Source organism: Alkalicoccus chagannorensis DSM 18086 (assembly GCF_000429725.1).
Lineage (GTDB): Bacteria > Bacillota > Bacilli > Bacillales > Salisediminibacteriaceae > Alkalicoccus > Alkalicoccus chagannorensis.
Genome location: NZ_KE386944.1, coordinates 286,976 through 308,535 on the forward strand (window position 1 = coordinate 286,976; position 21,560 = coordinate 308,535).

Genomic DNA, 21,560 nt, shown 5'->3' on the forward strand with positions numbered 1-21,560 from the left:
AAAAACAGCCACGTGGCTCAAAAAAATCGGCAGGCGACCCGCCGGCGCTTCCGGGCCGCCCGCTCTGCCAGCAGGACCGTCCCAAATTTGCGGCGGAGCGACCCGCTTCAACCGCTGCAGGCAGTCGGCCGGCAGAAAGAGAGAGGCGGCTGCTCGTACTGGGCCGCGGCGCGTCCGTCTGGAGCCGTTCCGACGTTTTTTTTCAAAAACCGGCAGACAAACGGCGCAGATTGTTTTAAAATAGAGAGTATGAAAGCGCTTCAATTGTCTGCGGCCGGGAGGGCCGGTTTCTTTTACCCTGCTGCTGAACGAACGTTCAGTCGCCGTCCGCCGCTGCACGGCTGCGGGCCCCGGAAGCCATCTGCAGACCCAGCGCTCGAACTACTTCAGAGGAGGAATACATATGGAACGGACCGCGATTATCGGAGGTGCACGAACGCCATTCGGAAAACTCGGAGGCGCGCTCGCCGGTTTCAGTGCTGCACAGCTCGGCGGCAGCGCACTGACTGCTGCGATGGAACGAAGCGGCGTACAGCCGGAAGAGATCCAGCACGTCCTGATGGGGAACGTGCTGCAGGGAGGACAGGGGCAGCTGCCTTCCCGCCAGGCGATGGCAGCTGCAGGCATTCCTTGGGAGACAGAGACAGAGACCATCAACAAAGTGTGTGCGTCCGGCATGCGGAGCGTCACGCTGGCTGATATCCTCATCCGCGCGGGCGAGCAGCAGGTCATCGCTGCCGGCGGCATGGAGAGCATGAGCCAGGCTCCCTTTTTCGTCAAAGGGGCACGCTTCGGGCTGAAAATGGGGGAGCAGACGTTCCACGACATGATGGTCCACGACGGGCTGACGTGTTCGTTCACCGGCAGTCACATGGGCGGCTACGGCAACAAGACCGCTGCAGAGCTGAACCTGTCCCGCGAAGCGCAGGACCAGTGGTCGGTGCGGAGCCATCAGAAGGCAGTGGCGGCAAGGGAAGCCGGCCGCACAGAGGAAATTACGGCCGTTAACGTTCCACAGCGAAAAGGAGATCCGCTGCGCGTCGAACAGGATGAGGCGCCGCGCGGGGACACGTCCCTGGAGAAGCTCGCCGGGTTGAAGCCGGTGTTCGGCAAGGATGGAACCATCACGGCGGGCAATGCGCCCGGCGTCAATGACGGTGCAGCGGCGATGGTGCTGATGCCCGAATCGAAAGCAGAAGCAGAAGGCAAAGACGTGCTTGCCGTCATCACGGCGCACACGCAGCTGGCAGTGGAGCCGGAAAACTTCCCGAAAACGCCGGGACTGGTCATCAACAAGCTTCTCGAGAAAACGGGGAAGCAGGCGGCAGATATCGATCTCGTTGAAATCAACGAAGCGTTCGCCGCCGTCTCCCTTGCCGGAGAGCAGCTTGCTGGTCTCGATCCGGACAAAATCAACGTGAACGGCGGGGCCGTCGCCATCGGCCATCCGATCGGGGCAAGCGGAGCACGTATCATTCTTGCGCTCGCCTATGAATTGAAGCGCCGCGGTGGCGGAACCGGCATTGCAGCTATCTGTTCGGGCGGCGGACAGGGCGATGCGGTGATGATCGAGGTTACACCGTAAAAGAACGAGAGTCGTACGGCGCGGCACCAGCTCCGCCGTAGGAATATAGAGGAGGAAACAGCAATGGATATCCAGCAGATAATGGTGATCGGCGCGGGGCAGATGGGCGCGGGCATTGCCCAGGTCTGTGCCTCGCACGGCCTCGACGTGTATCTGCACGACGTGTCGGAAGAGCAGGCGGAAAACGGGCGGGCAGGTATTGGAAAACGGCTCGACCGCGAGGTACAGAAGGAGCGGATCAATGATGCAGATAAAGAGCGCATCCTGCGAAAAATCCACCCGTCGAGCGACCTGAAAAACGCAGAAGAAGTCGACATGGTAATAGAAGCGGCCGTCGAAAACATGGAAGTGAAGAAAAACATCTTCCAGCAGCTTGATGACCGGACGCCGGCGCACGCGATTCTGGCGACCAATACATCGTCGCTTCCGATTACGGAAATCGCCGCAGTCACCCGGCGGCCCGAGCAGGTGATCGGCATGCACTTCATGAATCCGGTGCCTGTGATGAAACTCGTCGAAGTGATCCGCGGACTGCAGACGTCCGACGCAACGCACGAGGCGACAGCGGCGCTCGCATCCCGGCTGAACAAAACCGCCGTCGAGGTTCGCGACTTCCCTGGCTTCGTCTCGAACCGGATCCTTATGCCGATGATCAACGAAGCCATCTTCACCGTCTACGAAGGCGTCTCCTCACCGGAAGACGTCGACGAAGTCATGAAGCTCGGCATGAACCACCCGATGGGACCGATCACGCTCGCCGACTTCATCGGCCTCGACACGTGCCTCTACATCATGGAGACACTCCACGACGGCTTCGGCGACGATAAATACCGTCCCTGCCCTTTGCTGCGCCAGTACGTCAAAGCCGGCTGGCTCGGGAAGAAAAGCGGACGCGGATTCTACCTCTACAACTAAGGAGCACACCTATGAATTTCACCTTTACAGAAGAACAGCAGATGATGCAGCGTATGGTACGCCAGTTTGCCCAGGAGAGGGCGGCTCCGGCCGTGGCCTCTATGGAAGAAGAAGACCGTTTTCCAGAGGAGGTGCTCCGGCAGATGGGAGAACTCGGCCTCATGGGCATCCCGATTCCGGAAGCTTACGGCGGTGCCGGGATGGACGTGACTTCCTACATTTCCGCCATCCATGAACTGTCGAAAGTCAGTGCGGCGCTCGGCGTGATCCTCTCCGTCCACACGTCCGTCGGCACGTACCCGATTCTCTATTTCGGGACGGAGGAACAGAAGCAGCGCTGGGTGCCGAAGCTGGCTTCCGGCGAGTACCTCGGGGCCTTCGCATTGTCGGAGTCCGGCTCCGGAAGCGATGCGGCTGCGATGAAGACGACGGCCGTCCGGGACGGGGACGACTACATCCTTAATGGCAGCAAAATGTGGATCACCAACGGCGGCTATGCCGACACGTATATCGTGTTTGCAAAAACCGACCAGGAGAAAGGCAGCCGCGGCATCAGCGCCTTTGTTGTCGAAAAAGACACCCCGGGATTCCACGTGCTGGCGCGGGAGAAGAAGATGGGCCTGCACGGCTCGGTGACGACGCCGCTGTCGTTTGAAGACTGCCGTGTGCCCGCGGCCAACCGCCTCGGCGAAGAAGGACAGGGCTTCAAAATTGCGATGGCCAATCTCGACGCCGGCAGGATCGGTATCGCCGCCCAGGCGCTCGGCATTGCCGAAGGCGCGCTGGAAGCGGCGACAGCGTATGCGAAAGAGCGGAAGCAGTTCGGAAAGCCGATCGGAGAAATGCAGGGGATCGCGTTCAAACTCGCAGATATGGCTTCGCAGGTCGAGGCGGCAAAGCTGCTTACGTATTCGGCAGCCGACATGCACGAGCGCGGCACGGGCAGTGGACAGCAGACGTCCATGGCGAAGCTGCACGCTTCCGAAACGGCGATGAAGACAGCGATCGAAGCCGTGCAGATTTTCGGCGGCTACGGCTATACGAAGGACTATCCGGTCGAGCGCTTCATGCGCGATGCGAAAGTGACGCAGATTTACGAAGGGACGAGCGAGATCCAGCGCATCGTCATCAGCAAAAAGCTCCTGTCCCGATAGCGTTCACGGGCGCAGCGGAGAACGGATGCATGACAGGATAAAGGCGACTATTTTTTCAGCATAGAAGGGATGAGTGAAGCATGTATTTTCAATTGACGGATGAGCAGGACATGATTCGAAAGACGGTGCGGGATTTTGCGCAGAAGGACGTGGAGCCGACTGCGGCGGAGCGGGATGAAGAGGAGCGGTTCGACCGCGGCATTTTTGATCAGATGGCAGAGCTCGGGCTGACGGGGATTCCGTGGCCGGAGGAGTACGGCGGGATCGGGGCGGACTATTTGAGCTACGTGATTGCGGTGGAGGAGCTGTCCCGCGTCTGTGCATCGACCGGGGTGACGCTGTCTGCACATATTTCGCTTGCGGGCTGGCCGATCTATTCGTTCGGCACCGAAGACCAGAAGCAGCATTTCCTCCGGAATCTCGCGGAAGGGAAGAAGCTCGGTGCCTATGCGCTGTCAGAACCCGGATCCGGGAGTGATGCGGCGGGCATGAAGACGACGGCCGTCCGGGACGGGGACGACTACATCCTGAACGGGTCGAAAGTGTGGATCACGAACGGCGGCGAAGCGGACTACTACATCGTGTTTGCGCTGACGGAGCCGGAGAAGCGGCATAAAGGAATTACGGCGTTCATTGTCGAAAAGGGGATGGAAGGCTTTTCGATGGGGAAAAAGGAGAAGAAACTCGGGATCCGCTCCTCTCCGACGCTCGAGATCATCATGGAGGATGTGCGCGTGCCTGCATTCAATCGTCTCGGCGACGAAGGGCAGGGCTTCAAAATTGCCATGATGACGCTCGACGGCGGACGGAACGGCATTGCCGCCCAGGCGGTAGGCATCGCCCAGGGAGCGCTCGATGCAGCGACGGCGTACGCGAAGGAGCGGAAGCAGTTCGGCAAGCCGATCGGCGAAATGCAGGGGATTGCGTTTAAGCTGGCGGACATGGCGACGAAGATCGAGGCTTCCCGGCTGCTCACGTATCAGGCGGCCTGGAGAGAATCGGAAGGGGTGCCGTACGGGAAGGCGTCCGCGATGTCGAAGCTCTTCGCCGGGGATTCGGCGATGGAAGTGACGACGGAAGCGGTCCAGGTGTTCGGCGGCTACGGTTACACGAAGGATTATCCCGTGGAGCGGTACATGCGCGATGCGAAAATTACGCAGATTTATGAAGGCACGAATGAAATTCAGCGTGTCGTGATTTCGAAGATGCTGATGAACGAATAGGAGGGACGCTTCATGGAAGAAGAGCAGCTGGAGCGGCTGCTGCGCGGACAGGAACGGGCGCTCGGCCGCGCGATTTCGCTGGTCGAGGACCGGGCGGACGGCCAGCGCGAGCTGATGCAGCAGGTGCATCCCTACACGGGCCGGGCGCAGGTGATCGGGATCACCGGCTCCCCCGGGGCAGGGAAAAGCTCGCTCGTCAACCGGCTCGTGCGCGTCTGGCGCGGAGCTGGAGAAAAAGTCGCCGTCGTCGCGGTCGATCCGACGAGCCCGTTTTCCGGCGGTGCGCTCCTCGGTGATCGGATCCGGATGCACGATCATGATGCCGATCAAGGCGTATTTATCCGCAGCATGGGGACGCGCGGCAGTCTCGGCGGACTCTCCGAAGCCTGCCAGGATACCGTCCGCCTGCTCGACGCGGGCGGCTTTGACCGGATCATCATTGAAACGGTCGGGGTCGGTCAGTCCGAGCTAGATATCATGAAGGCGGCAGATACCGTCGCCCTCGTGCTGTATCCATCCGGCGGCGACATCATCCAGGCGTTTAAAGCCGGCATCATGGAGATTGCCGATGTGTTCATCATCAATAAAGCGGATCTCCCCGGCGTTCCGCAGCTGCGGCGCGAACTGGAGGATCTGCTTCATTTAACCAACGCCCCCGTGACAAGGCGGATCGTCGAAACGATTTCCACCGATGGGACCGGTGCCGGGGAAGCCGTCGAAGCACTGGAGGCCCATCATGCAGCCATCCGTGACAGCGGGGAAAAAGAAGCACGGCGCCTGCGCCGGCTCGATGCCGACGTCCGCCGCCGCGTCATGGAACAAGTGGAAGCAGATATTGAGCCGCTGCTGCAGGAACAGCTGCAGCAGAAGCAGAGCGGCGATCCGTACGACATCAGTGAGGCGGTGTACCGTGCCTATCAGGCGCGCACGTCGGGCAGAAGCACGTAAGGAGAGGGGGGAAGGCAGGCGGTTGTAAAAATGCCTGCCGACGGGATGAAGAAAAAAGAAGTCCAGACGATTGTCAAAGACCAGCGGCTCGTCGATCAGCGCCGCGCGGAAATTGTGAAAGCGGCGGTGCGGGCGTTTCATGAAAAAGGGTACCATAAAGCGACAACGCGGGAGGTGGCTGCCTATGCTGGATTCAGCATCGGCACGCTGTACGAATACATCGGTTCCAAAGAAGATATCCTCTACCTCGTCTGTGATGCGGTGTATGACGAAGTGACGGCCCGCTGGAATGAGCTGCTCGACAGCAGCCTGACAGGAAAGGAGCGTCTCGATCAAGTGATTCGTGCCTATTTCCGCGTCGTCGACGATCTGCAGGACGAAGTACTCGTCATGTATCAGGAGACGAAATCCCTCTCCGGTGATGCGCTGCATTACGTGCTGGAAAAGGAAATCCGCATGCAGGAAGTGTTTGAACAGGAGCTGATCCGGGCAGCCGCAGAACGGTGGATTGCGCTGACGCCGGAAGAAATGCCGCTTGCCGCGCATAACATTCTTGTTGCCGGACAGATGTGGACGTTCAGGCGCTGGGCTGTCCAAAAGCATTACACGATTGACGACTACACGACCTTCCAGCTCCGCCAGCTGCTCTACGGCTTCGGTGCTGACAGAAGGCAGGAGGAGGAAACACGATGAAAACTGCATCTGAAGTGACCCGCACCGGCAGCGAACGCTACGAACCGGTGCATGCGGTCCGATTCGTCACGGCGTCCAGCCTGTTCGACGGCCACGACGCCTCCATCAACATCATGCGCCGGATGCTCCAGTCCAGCGGTGCCGAAGTGATTCACCTCGGGCATAACCGTTCTGTTGGAGAGATCGTCCAGGCGGCGATTCAGGAGGATGTCCAGGGGATTGCCATTTCATCCTATCAGGGAGGTCACGTCGACTATTTCCAGTACCTGTATGACGAGCTGCAGCGGCTGGGGGCGGGACACATCCAGCTCTTCGGCGGCGGTGGCGGCGTCATCATTCCGGCGGAGATCCGCCAGCTGCACGACTACGGCATCCGTCGTATTTTCTCGCCTGACGACGGACGGGAGCTCGGCCTGCAGGGGATGATCGATTTCATGGTGGAGTCGTGTGATTTTGAGACCCCGCTCGAGGCAGTAGACCCCGGCCGGCTGCAGGAGAAGGACGACCGGACACTCGCGAAGCTGATTTCCACAGCGGAGAAAAAAGCGTTCGGCCTGCCGCTCCCGGATGCGGAGGCATCGCTGCTCGGACAGCTGCCACCAGCCGGAGAAGCACCGGTGCTCGGCATTACCGGTACCGGCGGCGCCGGGAAAAGCTCGTTGACCGATGAGCTCATCCGCCGCTGGCTGCGGGCGTTTCCCGAGAAAACGGCGGCGATTCTCTCCGTCGATCCGACGAAGAAAAAGACCGGCGGGGCGCTGCTCGGCGACCGCATCCGGATGAATGCGATTCACGACAGCCGCATCTACATGCGCTCGCTTGCGACGCGCGACAGCCGGCTGGAGCTTTCCAAAGCCGTGGAAGAAGCGATTCCTGTTCTCCGCTCGGCCGGCTTCGACTTGATTATCGTCGAGACGAGCGGCATCGGTCAGGGAGATGCGGCCGTCACCGAGGTGGCGGACGTGTCGATGTACGTCATGACGAGTGAATTCGGAGCGCCGTCCCAGCTGGAAAAGATCGACATGATTGATTTCGCCGATATCATCGCCATCAACAAGTTCGACCGCAAAGGATCCGAAGATGCCCGGCGCGAAGTGCGCAAACAGTTCCAGCGCAGCCGCGAACGGTTCCACGACGATCCAGCGGTGATGCCGGTATACGGGACGGTTGCGAGCCAGTTCAACGACCCGGGGATGAACCGGCTGTTTTATGAACTGATCGGCACCGTCAACCGCATCTGCGGCACGGAGTGGGACACGACGCTTGGGCAGGGCGAGGAAATTCAGCTGCGCAACGCCGTCATCCCTTCGGAGCGGATCCACTATCTCCGCGACATCGCGTCGACAATCCGCCGCTACCATGAAGAGACAGAGACACAGTCCGAGCAGGCCCGGCGCCTGTTCCAGGTGGAAGGAACGATGGAGCTGCTGGAGAAGGACGGCACGCCCGTCGACCGCCTCCACAGCATCAAAGAAGAGCTGGAAGCATCCCTGCTGCCGGAAGTACAGGAGACGATCCGGACGTGGGAAGAGCTGAAGGCGTCCTACAAGCAGGATACATTCACGACAACGATCCGCGGGAAAGACATGACGACCGAGCTGCAGACAACGACGCTGTCCGGCCTGCGCATCCCGAAGGTGGCTCTGCCGTCGTTCCGCGACTACGGCGAGATCGTCCGCTGGGTGCGGAGCGAAAACGTGCCGGGGCGCTTCCCGTACACGGCCGGCGTGTTTCCATTCAAACGGAAAGGGGAAGATCCGAAGCGGCAGTTTGCCGGAGAGGGGACTCCTGCCCGGACGAACCGGCGCTTCCACTACTTGTCGGAAGGAGACGACGCGAAGCGGCTCAGTACTGCTTTCGACTCCGTCACGCTCTACGGTGAAGATCCGGACCGACGCCCGGACATTTACGGGAAAATCGGCGAGTCCGGCGTCAGCATCTGCACGCTCGATGACATGAAAAAACTGTACGAAGGCTTCGATTTGACCGCGCCGTCCACGTCGGTGTCGATGACGATCAACGGCCCGGCGCCGATCATTCTCGCCATGTTTATGAATACGGCGATTGATCAGCAGGTCGATCGTTTCCGGGAAGAACACGGCAGAGAGCCGGAGGAGAAAGAACGTCTCGAGATCGCGGAACAGACCCAGCAGGTCGTCCGCGGCACCGTCCAGGCGGACATCTTAAAAGAAGATCAGGGGCAGAATACGTGCATCTTCTCCACCGAATTCGCCCTCCGCATGATGGGCGACATCCAGCAGTACTTCATCGACCATCACGTGCGCAATTATTACTCCGTGTCGATCAGCGGCTACCACATCGCGGAAGCCGGGGCGAATCCGATCAGCCAGCTGGCGTTTACGCTCGCCAACGGATTCACGTACGTGGAGTATTATTTGAGCCGGGGGATGGACATCGATGACTTCGCCGGGAACCTCTCGTTTTTCTTCAGCAACGGGCTCGATCCGGAATATGCCGTTATCGGGCGCGTCGCCCGCCGCATCTGGGCAGCAGCGATGCGGGAGAAATACGGGGCCGGCGAACGCAGCCAAAAGCTGAAGTATCACATTCAGACGTCCGGCCGCTCCCTGCACGCGCAGGAAGTCGATTTCAATGACATCCGGACGACGCTCCAGGCGCTGATGGCGATCTACGACAACTGCAACTCGCTGCACACGAACGCCTACGACGAAGCCGTCACGACGCCGACCGAGGAAAGCGTCCGTCGGGCGATGGCGATCCAGATGATCATCACGAAGGAGATGGGCCTCGCGAAAAACGAGAATTCCCAGCAGGGCGCCTTCATTATCGAAGAGCTCACCGATCTGGTCGAAGAAGCTGTGCTGCTTGAAATGGAGCGGATGAGCGACCGCGGCGGCGTGCTCGGCGCGATGGAGACCCAGTATCAGCGCGGACGCATCCAGGAAGAGTCGCTGCTGTATGAGACGAAAAAGCATAACGGAGAGCTGCCGATCGTCGGAGTCAACACGTACCTCAACCCGAATCCGCCGTCCGAAGACGATTTCGACATGGAACTCGCCCGGGCATCGGAAGAGGAGAAAGACAGCCAGATCGACGGACTCCGCCGTTTTCAGGAACGCCATGCAGCCGAAGCCGAAGACGCGCTCCAGCAGTTGAAGCAGACCGCGCTTTCCGGGGGCAACATTTTTGAAGAGCTGATGCACACCGTCCGCGCCGCGAGTCTCGGCCAGATTACCGGCGCGCTTTACGAAGTCGGAGGGCAGTACCGGCGCAACTTGTAAAACGGCAGCTGAAATTTGCGTTTCATGCTGGAAAAATGACGGCCTGTGTGTTTATAATGGAAGGTATGATTTTACCCGTATCTTACGCTGACTCGGCGTAATGAAATAGAGGATGAACAAGAAAGGGTGTGCCGGACATGGGTCTGAAGGATTTAACGCAGGAGCAGCTGCAGGAAGCGGCCATGATTGATATTACATTTGAACTGCTGAGAGAGCATGATCAGCCGGAGGATTACAAGGTCCTGATCAACCGCGTGGCGGAAATGCAGGGACTCTCGGACAAACGTACAGAAGAACGGATCGCGCACCTGTACACGCAGATGTCGCTCGATGGGCGTTTCGTCAACCTCGGGGACAACCGCTGGGCGCTTCGCTCCTGGTACCCGTTTGAACAGACAGAAGAAGAACTCTCCCAGACAATGCCGAAGAAACGCCGGGCAGCGAAAGCAGAGAACGCGGAAGGCTTCGACGATGAGCTGGAAGAGTACGATGAGTTTGAAGACATCGAGGATGAACTCGATGAACTCGCCAACGAAGAAGACACGGACTTTGACGAGCTCGACGAAGAAGCAATCGACGGGGAAGAGAAAGAAACAACCGACGAAGACGAGGACGAAGACAGCGACGAAGACGAAGACAGCAGTAAGTCAACATAACAGTTCTTGACTTTTTCCGAGGGCGCTTATAAAATCTAGTCTGGGCTCCCTAAAAAACGGAGCAGCAGAATGGATGAATCCAGCGCCCCCTCAGAACCGAGGGGGCGCTTTTTTTATTGGAGCAGCATCAGCGCCCAATGGGACGGACGACTTATACCTCCTTCCCGCCAGCCGGAGCCACCGTCTTGATCGATGACATCGCACGGCTTCACATCCTGTTAAAAAACCTACGACCGGCGGGGACTCCCGGCCGCCGGCCCAAAAAGGAGCGGTATACATGACTAAATATATTTTCGTAACCGGCGGTGTCGTTTCGTCGCTTGGAAAAGGAATTACAGCAGCCTCGCTCGGGCGCCTGCTGAAAAACCGAGGCAAAAAAGTAACCATCCAGAAGTTCGACCCGTACATCAACGTCGACCCTGGCACGATGAGCCCATATCAGCACGGCGAAGTGTTCGTCACCAACGACGGGGCGGAAACCGACCTCGACCTCGGGCACTACGAGCGTTTCATCGACATCAATCTCGGCAAATACAGCAACGTGACGACAGGGAAAGTGTATTCCTCCGTGCTGAAAAAAGAGCGCCGTGGCGACTACCTCGGCGGCACCGTGCAGGTGATTCCGCATATCACGAATGAAATCAAGGACCGCATCAAGCAGGCGGCTTCCGACGGCAATCCGGATGTCGTTATCACGGAAATCGGCGGGACCGTCGGCGATATCGAGAGCCTGCCTTTTCTGGAAGCGATCCGTCAGATGAAAAGCGACGTCGGCCCAGACAACGTGCTCTACATCCACTGTACGCTCATCCCGTTCCTCGGCGCCGCCGGCGAAATGAAATCCAAGCCGACCCAGCACAGCGTTAAAGAGCTGCGCAGCCTCGGCATCCAGCCGAACGTCATCGTCGTCCGTACCGAGCGTCCGGTGCCGGAGGACATGAAGGACAAAATTGCCCTCTTCTGTGACATCGATAAGCGTGCCGTCATTGAAGCGCGCGACGCCGATACGCTCTATCAGGTGCCGCTCGACCTGCAGAAGCAGAAGCTGGACCAGTTCGTCTGCAACCACTTGAACCTCGACTGCAGGGAAGCAGATATGGAAGAATGGCTCGCGCTCGTCGACCGGGTGCAGAACCTGTCCAAGACGATCACGATCGCCCTTGTCGGAAAATACGTTGAGCTTCCGGACGCGTATCTCTCCGTAGCAGAGGCGTTGAAGCACGCCGGTTTTCCGGTCGATGCCGACGTCAATATCAAGTGGGTCAGCTCCGAGGAAGCCGGCCGCAGCAACATTGCGGAACTCGTCAAGGACGCCGATGGAATTCTCGTGCCGGGAGGATTCGGCGACCGCGGCATCGAAGGGAAAATTGCCGCCATCGAATACGCCCGTGAAAACAACGTGCCGTTCCTCGGCATCTGCCTCGGCATGCAGCTGGCGTCCGTGGAATTTGCCCGTAACGTGCTCGGCTACAAGGACGCCCACTCCGCTGAACTGAATCCGTCCACGACCGCACCGGTGATCGACCTGCTCCCGGAGCAGAAAGACGTCGAAGACCTCGGCGGCACGCTCCGTCTCGGGGTCTACCCATGCCGCCTGAAAGAAGGCACCCGGGCCTACGCTGCGTACGACGAGCAGCCGGTGATCTACGAGCGTCACCGGCACCGGTACGAATTCAACAACAAATACCGAGAGGAAATGGAAGCGAAAGGATTCACGTTCTCGGGCTTGAGTCCGGACGGCCGCCTGGTCGAAATCATCGAACTGAGCGATCATCCGTTCTTCATTGCCTCCCAGTTCCATCCGGAATTCGTTTCCCGCCCGACACGCCCGCAGCCGCTGTTTGAAGCATTCATCCAGGCTGTGGACGAACAGATGCAGCAGTAAATCTACGGGAACCGCCGCACAAAATAGAGGAGGCGTGCCGTAGGAGAAGCGCAGAGCACGATGCTTCCTACCCGTTTCAACAAGCAAAACCTCGGTGCCGGATGGCATCAGGGTTTCAGGCTGGGAAAAACCAAAATAGAAAGAAGCCCTTACCATGTCGGTGAGGGCTTTCTGTATGAGAAGAGTTACAATCGCCTGCCGCGGGCACGGCTTCCGCTGAGCGTCTCAAAAAACGGTTCTATAATTAAAGCTCTGTTAAAGGCTGGTGTTGATAGAAAAAGGACGCCTGCGGCTCCTTTTTCACCGCTTGCCGCGGAGAAACCCTTCCGCTGTCCCTTCCTTTCGTCCTGGATGATCTTCACGCTGCCTTCCTATGCCCAGCAGGAAGGCAGCGTGACCCAAATGCTGACCGGGATTATTTTTTCGTTGTTACTCTTCATCAAACTCCTCCTGGAACTCATCCATGAGGAAGAACAGGTCGTAGTAGACATGGAGCGCGGCGAGGAGGTGCGGTTCGCCGAAGCGGCTGCCGTCTTCTTTCGGAATCAGCGGCCGGGTCACTTTCGTTTCCAGCAGGGCCGACGCGCGGCTGCAGAGAGGATCGTCCGTTTTTTCCGGAATGACCAGGATGATGCCGGCGCCGGCATCTGCGGCGCGCAGCAGTTCGTCGTGGACGTGCGCAGGCGATTCAGCGAATATCCACACGGCGTCCTGCGCGGTCAGCTCCGTATCGTCCATCAGTCGTTCGCATCCGTCCAAGGCATCGGCTCCGTGGACGGCCTGGGAGACGATGCCGCCGAGAGCCGGGGAGGCTGCCACGTACAGGCTGCCTGCGCCGAACAGGCACATCGACGTGATGCGCGCTGCGTCTTCGAGTACATCGTCCTGTCCTTCCTGCTGCTTCAGCACGTTGGAAAACTGGGTATTGAATATTTTTTTCATGACTGTCACCGTCCTTCACGCCTATTGAAGCAGAATTTCTGCCTGTCGGCAAGGCAGAGTGGAGAAAGGTGTCGAACAAAAATCGTTGAAAAAGCACAAAATTTTCCTTATGATGGTAGGAACAGGACGTCTCTGCAGGACCGGCGGCACACTGCCGGTAATACAAACGGGACAAAGGAAGGACACGTGATGGGTGAAAAACTGCTTGTAGTCGATGATCAGTTCGGGATCCGGGTACTGCTCAAAGAAGTGTTCGAAAAAGATGGATACGTCACGCACGAGGCGGCGAACGGCTGGACGGCGCTGGAGATTCTCGAGTCCGAGCATCCGGATCTGGTGCTGCTTGATATGAAAATCCCCGGCATGGACGGCATTGAAATTCTGCGGGAGATGCGGCGGCGTCAGATGCAGACGGACGTCTTTCTGATGACGGCCTATGGGGAAATGGAGTTGATCAAGGAAGCGAAATCGCTCGGGGCGGTGGAGCACTTTTCCAAACCGTTTGATATCGATACGGTGCGCAGCCGTATCCGCACATTTTTTGATGAAAAAGAGGAAATGTAAGCGCTGCCGCTGGAATTTCTCATGAAAATGCCCGTGAAACAGCAGGCGAGTATGCTATAATGGCGATGTGAGTTCACCTGACGAAGGCGCTCCACCAACGTCCGAAACATACAAACGGGCGCGTGATGACATCATCATGGGCGTTTGTATGTTTTTGTGTGGACGGCAGGTCGGTGAACGAATCTTGTACGCATACATTTTTGAAGGGGGATCTTACAGAATGCCTTTAGTATCAATGAAAGAAATGTTGGAGACCGCAAAAGCCAATTCCTACGGGGTGGGCCAGTTTAACCTGAACAACATGGAGTTCACGCAGGCCATCCTGCAGGCAGCGGAGGAAGAAAAGTCTCCGGTCATCCTCGGTGTCTCTGAAGGGGCAGCGAAATACATGGGCGGATTCAAATCCGTTGTGGCTATTGTGAAAGGCCTGATGGAAAGCTACGGCACGACGGTACCGGTAGCAATCCACCTCGACCACGGCTCCAGCTTCGAAAAATGCATGGAAGCGATCTACGCTGGATTCACTTCTGTCATGATCGACGGCTCGCACTACCCGCTCGAGCAGAACATCGCTCTTACCAGCAAAGTCGTTGAAGTCGCTCATCTGAACGGTGTTTCTGTGGAAGCAGAGCTCGGCCGTATCGGCGGACAGGAAGATGACATCATCGTGGATGACGCTGAAGCAGCATACGCGATCCCGGCTGAATGTGACCAGCTTATCCGCGAGACGCAGGTAGACTGCTTCGCACCGGCGCTCGGTTCTGTTCACGGTCCTTACAAAGGCGAACCGAACCTCGGCTTTGACCGCATGGAAGAGATCTCGAAAATGACGGAAGTACCGCTCGTTCTTCACGGTGGTACCGGCATCCCGACGAAGGATATCAAGAAGGCGATCTCCTTCGGCACAGCGAAGATCAACGTGAACACAGAAAACCAGATTGCTTCCGCTGCGAAAGTACGCGAAGTGCTCAACGACAACCCGGATATGATCGACCCTCGTAAATATCTCGGACCTGCTCGTGAAGCGATCAAAGAAACCGTTATCGGCAAAATGCGCGAGTTCGGCTCTTCCGGACAAGCAAAGTAAGCAGCAGCCGCAGCGGAGGAACAGCCGGTGCCTACCAGTACCGGCTCTCTCTGCCACTTGTTTCGAAAGCGTTAACAAATCTGACAACGGTAGGAGGCCTGAATACACGATGAAGTTTTTCATTGATTCAGCCAGTGTAGATGAAATTAAGCAGGTACAGGAACTCGGGATTCTCGGCGGAGTGACGACGAACCCGTCGCTCGTCGCAAAAGAAGGCGTGGATTTCCACACCAGACTCCGTGAGATCACGGCGGTAGTCCAGGAAGAATCGGTCAGCGCCGAAGTCATCGCCACGGACGCCGAAGGGATGATCAAAGAAGGAAAAGAACTCGCTGCGATTGCTCCCAACATTACGGTCAAAGTACCGATGACGATGGAAGGACTCAAAGCGGTGCGGGTGTTCAGCGAATCCGGCATTGCCACGAACGTCACGCTCGTCTTCTCCACCAACCAGGCGCTGCTTGCTGCAAGAGCCGGCGCGTCCTATGTGTCTCCGTTCCTCGGCAGACTGGATGACATTGGACAGGACGGGCTCGATCTGATCAGCAGCATTTCCGAGCTCTTCGACATCCACGGGATTGACACAGAGATCATTGCAGCGTCGATCCGCCACCCGATTCACGTCACAGAGGCTGCTCTGCGCGGCGCACACATTGCAACGATCCCTTGGAAAGTCATCGGACAGCTCGCGTCCCACCCGCTTACAGATATCGGACTGGAGAAATTCCTCGCCGACTGGAAGAAGACACAGTCCTGATACAATCATGCCGCTTCACGACCATCAACAAGACTTCCGCAGGGCAGCTGCATGACGTCGGTACCTGCCCCACTCCCCGGGAGCAGCTGGATCACCGGGATCCGGCTGCCCCAGCGCTCCACTCATATCAACATTCTCATGCAAGGAAGGGAAGCAGCCTATGGAAAAACTGATCATCGAAGGCGGACATCCGCTCGAAGGAGAGATTGCCGTCAGCGGGGCCAAAAACAGCGCAGTAGCGCTGATTCCAGCCGCTGTCCTTGCGTCTTCTCCCGTAACAATTGAAAATCTTCCCGATATCTCTGATGTCGAAATCCTTGCTGACCTGCTGGAAGAAGCAGGAGCTGTGACGACAGCCGGAGAAGGGGAGCTGACCGTCGACCCGGGGGAGATGTTTGCCATGCCCCTTCCGAACGGGAAAGTGAAAAAGCTGCGCGCTTCGTATTACATGATGGGAGCGATGCTCGGAAGGTTCAAGAAGGCCGTGATCGGTCTGCCGGGCGGCTGCAGCCTCGGCCCTCGCCCGATTGACCAGCACATCAAAGGCTTTCAGGCGCTCGGGGCGAAAGTCACGAACGAGCAGGGGGCCATTTATCTGCAGGCGGAAAAGCTGACCGGCGCACGGATCTACCTCGATGTGGTCAGCGTCGGCGCCACGATCAACATCATGTTTGCCGCTGTCATGGCGGAAGGGAAAACCGTCATAGAGAACGCAGCGAAAGAACCGGAAATCATTGATGCTGCGACGCTGTTATCCAACATGGGTGCAGACATCAAAGGAGCGGGAACGAACGTCATCCGGATCGAAGGCGTGGAGAAGCTGCACGGCTGCCGCCACGCGATCATACCGGACCGGATCGAAGCCGGATCCTACATGATTTTTGCAGGAGCAGCCGGAGGAGACGTCACGATCCGGCCGGTGATTCCGCTCCATCTCGAATCGCTCAGTTCGAAGCTGAGGGAGGCAGGCCTGCAGGTAGACACCGGCGATGAATCGGTGCGTGTCCGACGCGGAGGTCCGCTGCGCCCGGTGGACATCAAAACGCTTGTCTACCCCGGCTTTGCCACCGACCTGCAGCAGCCGATAACGACGCTGCTGACCCAGGCGGAAGGAACGAGCATGATCACCGACACGATCTACCATGCCCGTTTCAAACATACCGATGAACTGCGCCGGATGGGGGCCGACATCAAGGTGGATGGACGTTCTGCCATGGTGAACGGGCCGACGGTACTGCAGGGCGCAAGAGTACGCGCGACCGATCTGCGCGCGGGAGCAGCCCTCGTAGCCGCCGGCCTCACCGCCTCCGGAACGACGGAGATCACGGATATTTATCACATCGACCGCGGCTACGCTGCGCTCGAAGAGAAAATCACCTCGCTCGGCGGTGTCATCCGACGCGAACCGCTCACCGAAGAAGAGGCCGCAGAAATCGAAAATGCGTAACATCACCTCGATAAGAAGCTGGATCTCGTCATCCGGTCGTCACCGGCGCCGGCCTTAGACGGCGCGGCGCTTCTACCTGCCCGTGCGTACAGGAGCAGAGCAAAAGCTCTACACAGGGACGCTGCTCTGCTCCAAAACAGAAGCGGAGAACGCTCTCCCACCGGCATGCGCGCGGAGGCGAGCTTCGATCCGGGCAGCAGGCAGCACCGGCGTTCTCGTCCTGCGAGAAACGGCCGTGCCGGAAAACCCTTGCGCCTCCGAGCGGAATATGCTTGAATAAAACGGGTTTCCATCCGCTGCATGCCGCATCCAGCAGCCGCCCCGGAAACCTCACATCCATTATCCCAGCAAGCATCAGTATATCAACGGCCGTGTCCTTGTGCGGCGCAGATCCGCAGCTTCCTGCAGCTCTGCGCCGTACAAGGACGTCTGCGTGCCACCAATCTATAAAGGTAAGGTGACAACATGGGGAAAACATTAATCGAGCTCGAACAAATGAAGCTCAAGGAGCTCTATGACCTGGCAAAAGAGCACAAAGTGCAGTACTACAGCCAGTTGACGAAAAAAGAACTTGTCTTTGCTATCTTTAAAAAACAGGCCGAAAACGAAGACTTGATGTTCATGGAAGGCGTGCTGGAAATCATTCAGTCGGAAGGATTCGGCTTCCTCCGCTCCAACACGTACAAGCCGAGTCCGCAGGATATTTACATCTCGGCCTCCCAGATCCGCCGCTTCCGCCTCCGGAACGGCGACCGCGTGTCCGGCAAAGTGCGTAAGCCGAAAGAGAATGAGCGCTACTACGGACTTCTCCAGGTAGCAGCCGTCAACGGGGAGGACCCGGAAAAAGCGAGCGAACGCCCGCACTTTCCGCAGCTGACCCCGCTCTACCCGGACCGGAAAATGACGCTCGAGCACAAGCCCGGCATGATTGCTTCGCGCCTGCTCGACATGATCTCGCCGGTCGGTTTCGGCCAGCGGGGGCTGATCGTCGCACCGCCGAAAGCCGGGAAAACGCTGCTCTTAAAAGAAGTCGCCAACAGCATTGCTGAGAACCATCCGGAGATGCAGATCATCGTGCTTCTGATCGACGAACGGCCCGAGGAAGTCACGGACATGGAACGCTCGATCAAAGGCGAAGTCGTCAGCTCCACCTTTGATGAAGTGCCGGAGAATCACATCAAAGTCGCCGAGCTCGTCCTGGACCGTGCGATGCGTCTCGTGGAGGCGAGAAAAGACGTCGTCATCCTCATGGACAGCATCACCCGGCTGGCCCGTGCCTACAACCTCGTCGTTCCACCGAGCGGACGAACCCTTTCCGGCGGGATCGACCCGGCCAGCTTTCACCGTCCGAAGCGCTTCTTCGGCGCAGCAAGAAACATGGAAGAGGGAGGCAGCCTCACCATTCTGGCGACGGCGCTTGTCGAAACCGGCTCCCGCATGGACGATGTGATTTATGAAGAATTCAAAGGGACCGGCAACATGGAGCTCCATCTCGACCGCAAGCTTGCGGAGCGCCGGGTCTATCCGGCCATCGACATCCGCCGGTCCAGCACACGCCGGGAGGATCTGCTGCTGCCGAAAGATCAGATCGAGAACCTCTGGGCGATGCGCCGCACCCTCAATGAACAGCCGGATTACATGGAGAAGTTCATAAAGAAAGTCAAAGATACGAAGACAAACGAGGAGTTCTTCGAGTCCTTCGAAAAAGGAAAGCAGAACCGCCGTCCGTCCAACGGGAAAGAATCGTAATACGTATTGCAATCTCCGGATGAAGTTGATATACTCTTTCTATGTGTGAAGATGACACAGAGCTTACTCTGTTTCGAGAGATTCAGGGCGGAAGGAGATGAACAGACATGAAGCAGGGAATTCACCCGGAATACCGAAAAGTTGTATTCAAGGATACTAGTTCAGGCTTCTCTTTTCTGAGCGGATCAACCGTATCGACTGAGAACACGATTGAGTGGGAAGACGGAAACACGTACCCACTGATCAACGTGGAAGTATCTTCGGACTCGCACCCATTCTATACTGGGAAGCAGAAGTTCGCAGATGCAGGCGGACGTGTGGACCGTTTTAAAAAGAAATACGGCATGTAAGGATCCTGTCAAACAGGGCCGTTCCGGCTTCGGCCGGGGCGGCCCTGTTCTTTGCCTCCTTACGCAGTAACTGCGACGTTGTGCGGTTGCATCCTCCGGGACAGCCCACTATCATAGACAACAGAGACATCATCACTGAACGAAGAGGAGCGACTGCTATGCACGTGACACGTCAGGAAGGCTGGATTGAAGTCGTCTGCGGAAGCATGTTTTCCGGGAAATCAGAAGAATTGATCCGCCGGGTGCGCCGTGCCAGTTTCGGCCGGCAGAAGATCCAGGTGTTCAAGCCTCAGCTGGATGACCGCTACAGTAAACAGGAAGTCGTTTCCCATAACGGGACGAATGTTTTTGCCTATCCCTGCACCGATGCAGAGGATATTTACACGATGCTGGATGACGGCATCCAGGTTGTTGCCATTGATGAAATCCAGTTTTTTGATCCCGCTGTCGTCGACGTCGTGCAGACGCTGGCGGACGACAACGTGCGCGTGATTTGTGCCGGTCTCGACCAGGACTTCCGGGGAGAGCCGTTCGGCTGCATGCCGGTGCTGCTGTCGCTCGCCGAATCGGTGACGAAGCTGCAGGCCATCTGTCTCTCCTGCGGTTCGCCGGCGAGCCGGACACAGCGGCTGATCGACGGAAGGCCCGCCTCCTACGACGATCCGATTATCCTCGTCGGCGCGGAGGAATCGTACGAACCGCGCTGCCGGCACTGCCATGAAGTACCCGGCCGCCCGAAAACGACCCACGTGCCGGCCGTCAACCTCGCCCGCCCCCGAGAGGAATAACTCCTTTTGTGCGGCGGGTTTTTTACGTCGAACAGAAAGCGGAAGGATCTCCGCCGTCCGATCGCAGACGACCCGGGCGGTTCCTCCACAGCGTTCCGCCTGCAGACGGAACGCTGTGGTACGATAGAGACAGCCATCCTGCGTTGAAGGAGCATGCTTGTGTCCAGATTGCTGTACGTCCTTATTTTCGTCGTGTTTCTTGATACGTTCATCCAGCTGCCGATCATGACGCCGTATGCCGTCAGCCTCGGGGCCTCGGCGGCGCTCGCCGGAGTGGTCGTCTCGATGTACTCCTTGACCAACATTGCGGGCAATATTGCCGGGGGCATGTGGATTGACCGGGCCGGCCGCCGGCGCGTCCTGTTGACAGGAATGGCCGCGGTCGCTGCTATTCTGCTGCTCTATCCGCTCGCCGAGAACGGCTGGCAGCTGCTCGGCGTCCGCTTCCTCCACGGCGCAGCCGGCGGGCTGATGATTCCCGCCGCCTTTGCCCTCGTCGGCGACCGGAGTACAGACGGAACCCGGCCGGTCATGGCCTATGCCGGTGCTGCCATCGGCCTGTCTGCGATTACCGGACCGGCAATCGGCGGCATCCTTGCCTCGCGCGGCGAATACGAGCTCGTCTTTTACGTGACATCTTTGTTGTTCGCTGCCGGGTTTCTGCTTGCCTCCGCGTTTGTGCAGGACGGAACCGTCAGCCGGCGCGGGCGGGATGTCGGCTTTTACGGCCTGTTCCGGAACCGGGCACTGGTGCAGGCATGCGTGACGGCCTTTGCTCTCATGGTCAGCAACGGGGTGCTCGCGTTTGCCCTGCCGCTGCGCACAGAAGATGCCGGCCTGTCGACGGCGGTCACCGGTGCGCTTCTGAGCACCTACGGCATCACGGCGCTGCTCTTTTTTGTGACGCCGCTCAACCGCATGTATCAGCGGTGGAGTCCGTTCCATCTGGTCACCTCCGGGCTCGGCATCATTGCGCTTTCCATGGTTGTACTGAACGCCGCACCGCCCACGCTCCTGTATGCGGCCATGATTATCTACGGCATCGGTTTTGCCTTCATCTTTCCTTCCATGAATCAAATGGTAGCCGCCGCCTCGTCCGGAGCGGACCGGGGAAGAGCCTACGGCCTGTTTTACGCCTGCTTTTCCCTCGGAGTCGTCAGTGGTTCGGCAGGAGCCGGCCTCGTGACCGAAGGCCTCGGTCTCCCGTTTCTGACGACAGCGCTTTTTCTTACCGGAGCTGCGGCCGTGCTGCTGCTGACGCGCAGGCAGGCCTGACATGTGCGCCGGCCATGCAGGAAGCCTTTGTGTTCAAGCCGGAATAAGCGTTGTCAGCGGCCGGTTGACCGTACGCTGTTCTAAAAAAAGAGAAAGGTATACGGTTTTTCGGCGTGCCCGAGCAGAAGGCGCGGCTCAGGATCAGCGAGCGGTTTTCTTGCGACGAGTAATCGCAGGAGCAAACGGGCTGCCATGCGACGAGTAATCGCAGGAGCAAACGGGCTGCCATGCGACGAGTAATCGCAGGAGCAGCGTCTGAAAATCCCTTCTTCCCCGGGA

Annotated in this window: 18 protein-coding genes; 17 read left to right on the forward strand and 1 reads right to left on the reverse strand. The window is 58.3% G+C overall.

Annotated elements, in window-relative coordinates; translation table 11 throughout:
* The first annotated feature begins 403 nt into the window (after positions 1–403).
* The 9 genes from G477_RS0116300 to G477_RS0116340 all read left to right on the forward strand — a co-directional run bounded on the left by G477_RS0116300 (position 404) and on the right by G477_RS0116340 (position 12,322).
* Positions 404–1,585, forward strand: coding sequence for an acetyl-CoA C-acetyltransferase (locus G477_RS0116300; RefSeq protein WP_026698823.1), 1,182 nt, complete (start codon positions 404–406; stop codon positions 1,583–1,585).
* Positions 1,586–1,648: 63 nt separating this feature from the next.
* Positions 1,649–2,500, forward strand: coding sequence for a 3-hydroxybutyryl-CoA dehydrogenase (locus G477_RS0116305; RefSeq protein ID WP_026698824.1), 852 nt, complete (start codon positions 1,649–1,651; stop codon positions 2,498–2,500).
* Positions 2,501–2,511: 11 nt separating this feature from the next.
* Complete coding sequence (locus tag G477_RS0116310) at positions 2,512–3,654, forward strand: acyl-CoA dehydrogenase (RefSeq protein ID WP_026698825.1); 1,143 nt, start codon at positions 2,512–2,514, stop codon at positions 3,652–3,654.
* A gap of 80 nt (positions 3,655–3,734) precedes the next feature.
* Positions 3,735–4,877: an acyl-CoA dehydrogenase gene (locus G477_RS0116315; RefSeq protein ID WP_026698826.1), complete on the forward strand. Its 1,143-nt coding sequence runs from the start codon at positions 3,735–3,737 to the stop codon at positions 4,875–4,877.
* A 12-nt stretch (positions 4,878–4,889) separates the two neighbouring features.
* Positions 4,890–5,825: a methylmalonyl Co-A mutase-associated GTPase MeaB gene (gene meaB / locus G477_RS20010; RefSeq protein WP_035212225.1), complete on the forward strand. Its 936-nt coding sequence runs from the start codon at positions 4,890–4,892 to the stop codon at positions 5,823–5,825.
* A gap of 45 nt (positions 5,826–5,870) precedes the next feature.
* The gene (locus tag G477_RS20015; protein ID WP_051288168.1) at positions 5,871–6,518 is read left to right on the forward strand and encodes a TetR/AcrR family transcriptional regulator; all 648 of its coding nucleotides are present in this window, start codon (positions 5,871–5,873) and stop codon (positions 6,516–6,518) included.
* Entirely contained in the window at positions 6,515–9,781 is a 3,267-nt protein-coding gene (icmF, locus tag G477_RS0116330) for a fused isobutyryl-CoA mutase/GTPase IcmF (RefSeq protein ID WP_051288140.1), read from the forward strand. Before G477_RS20015 ends, icmF begins: the two co-directional genes overlap by 4 nt.
* Positions 9,782–9,918: 137 nt before the next feature.
* Positions 9,919–10,437, forward strand: a complete 519-nt coding sequence (rpoE, locus tag G477_RS0116335; RefSeq protein WP_026698828.1) for a DNA-directed RNA polymerase subunit delta — start codon at positions 9,919–9,921, stop codon at positions 10,435–10,437.
* A 277-nt stretch (positions 10,438–10,714) separates the two neighbouring features.
* Positions 10,715–12,322 (forward strand): CTP synthase, encoded by a 1,608-nt coding sequence (locus G477_RS0116340; RefSeq protein WP_026698829.1) that lies wholly within the window; start codon positions 10,715–10,717, stop codon positions 12,320–12,322.
* A gap of 429 nt (positions 12,323–12,751) precedes the next feature.
* On the opposite strand, the gene G477_RS0116350 is transcribed toward G477_RS0116340, so the two are convergent.
* Complete coding sequence (locus G477_RS0116350; protein ID WP_026698830.1) at positions 12,752–13,264, reverse strand: DUF2529 family protein; 513 nt, start codon at positions 13,262–13,264, stop codon at positions 12,752–12,754.
* Between the two features lie 189 nt (positions 13,265–13,453).
* Here G477_RS0116350 and G477_RS0116355 point away from each other — a divergent pair, with 189 nt between their 5' ends.
* From G477_RS0116355 to G477_RS20025, 8 genes are all read left to right on the forward strand, one after another.
* Positions 13,454–13,828 carry a response regulator gene (locus G477_RS0116355; RefSeq protein ID WP_026698831.1) on the forward strand — a complete coding sequence of 125 codons (375 nt, stop codon included), beginning with the start codon at positions 13,454–13,456 and terminating at the stop codon, positions 13,826–13,828.
* Positions 13,829–14,048: 220 nt separating this feature from the next.
* A complete protein-coding gene (fba, locus tag G477_RS0116360; RefSeq protein ID WP_026698832.1) occupies positions 14,049–14,915 on the forward strand; it encodes a class II fructose-1,6-bisphosphate aldolase in 867 nt (288 codons plus the stop codon).
* 109 nt (positions 14,916–15,024) lie between these two features.
* Complete coding sequence (gene fsa / locus G477_RS0116365; protein WP_026698833.1) at positions 15,025–15,672, forward strand: fructose-6-phosphate aldolase; 648 nt, start codon at positions 15,025–15,027, stop codon at positions 15,670–15,672.
* 160 nt (positions 15,673–15,832) lie between these two features.
* Positions 15,833–17,119: a UDP-N-acetylglucosamine 1-carboxyvinyltransferase gene (locus tag G477_RS0116370; RefSeq protein WP_026698834.1), complete on the forward strand. Its 1,287-nt coding sequence runs from the start codon at positions 15,833–15,835 to the stop codon at positions 17,117–17,119.
* Between the two features lie 465 nt (positions 17,120–17,584).
* Positions 17,585–18,868, forward strand: a complete 1,284-nt coding sequence (gene rho / locus G477_RS0116380) for a transcription termination factor Rho (RefSeq protein ID WP_026698836.1) — start codon at positions 17,585–17,587, stop codon at positions 18,866–18,868.
* A gap of 107 nt (positions 18,869–18,975) precedes the next feature.
* Complete coding sequence (locus tag G477_RS0116385; protein ID WP_026698837.1) at positions 18,976–19,218, forward strand: type B 50S ribosomal protein L31; 243 nt, start codon at positions 18,976–18,978, stop codon at positions 19,216–19,218.
* A 158-nt stretch (positions 19,219–19,376) separates the two neighbouring features.
* Positions 19,377–20,006 (forward strand): thymidine kinase, encoded by a 630-nt coding sequence (locus G477_RS20020; RefSeq protein WP_051288142.1) that lies wholly within the window; start codon positions 19,377–19,379, stop codon positions 20,004–20,006.
* 159 nt (positions 20,007–20,165) lie between these two features.
* On the forward strand, positions 20,166–21,281 hold the full coding sequence (locus G477_RS20025; RefSeq protein WP_035212226.1) for an MFS transporter: 1,116 nt from the start codon (positions 20,166–20,168) through the stop codon (positions 21,279–21,281).
* Positions 21,282–21,560: the final 279 nt, after the last annotated feature.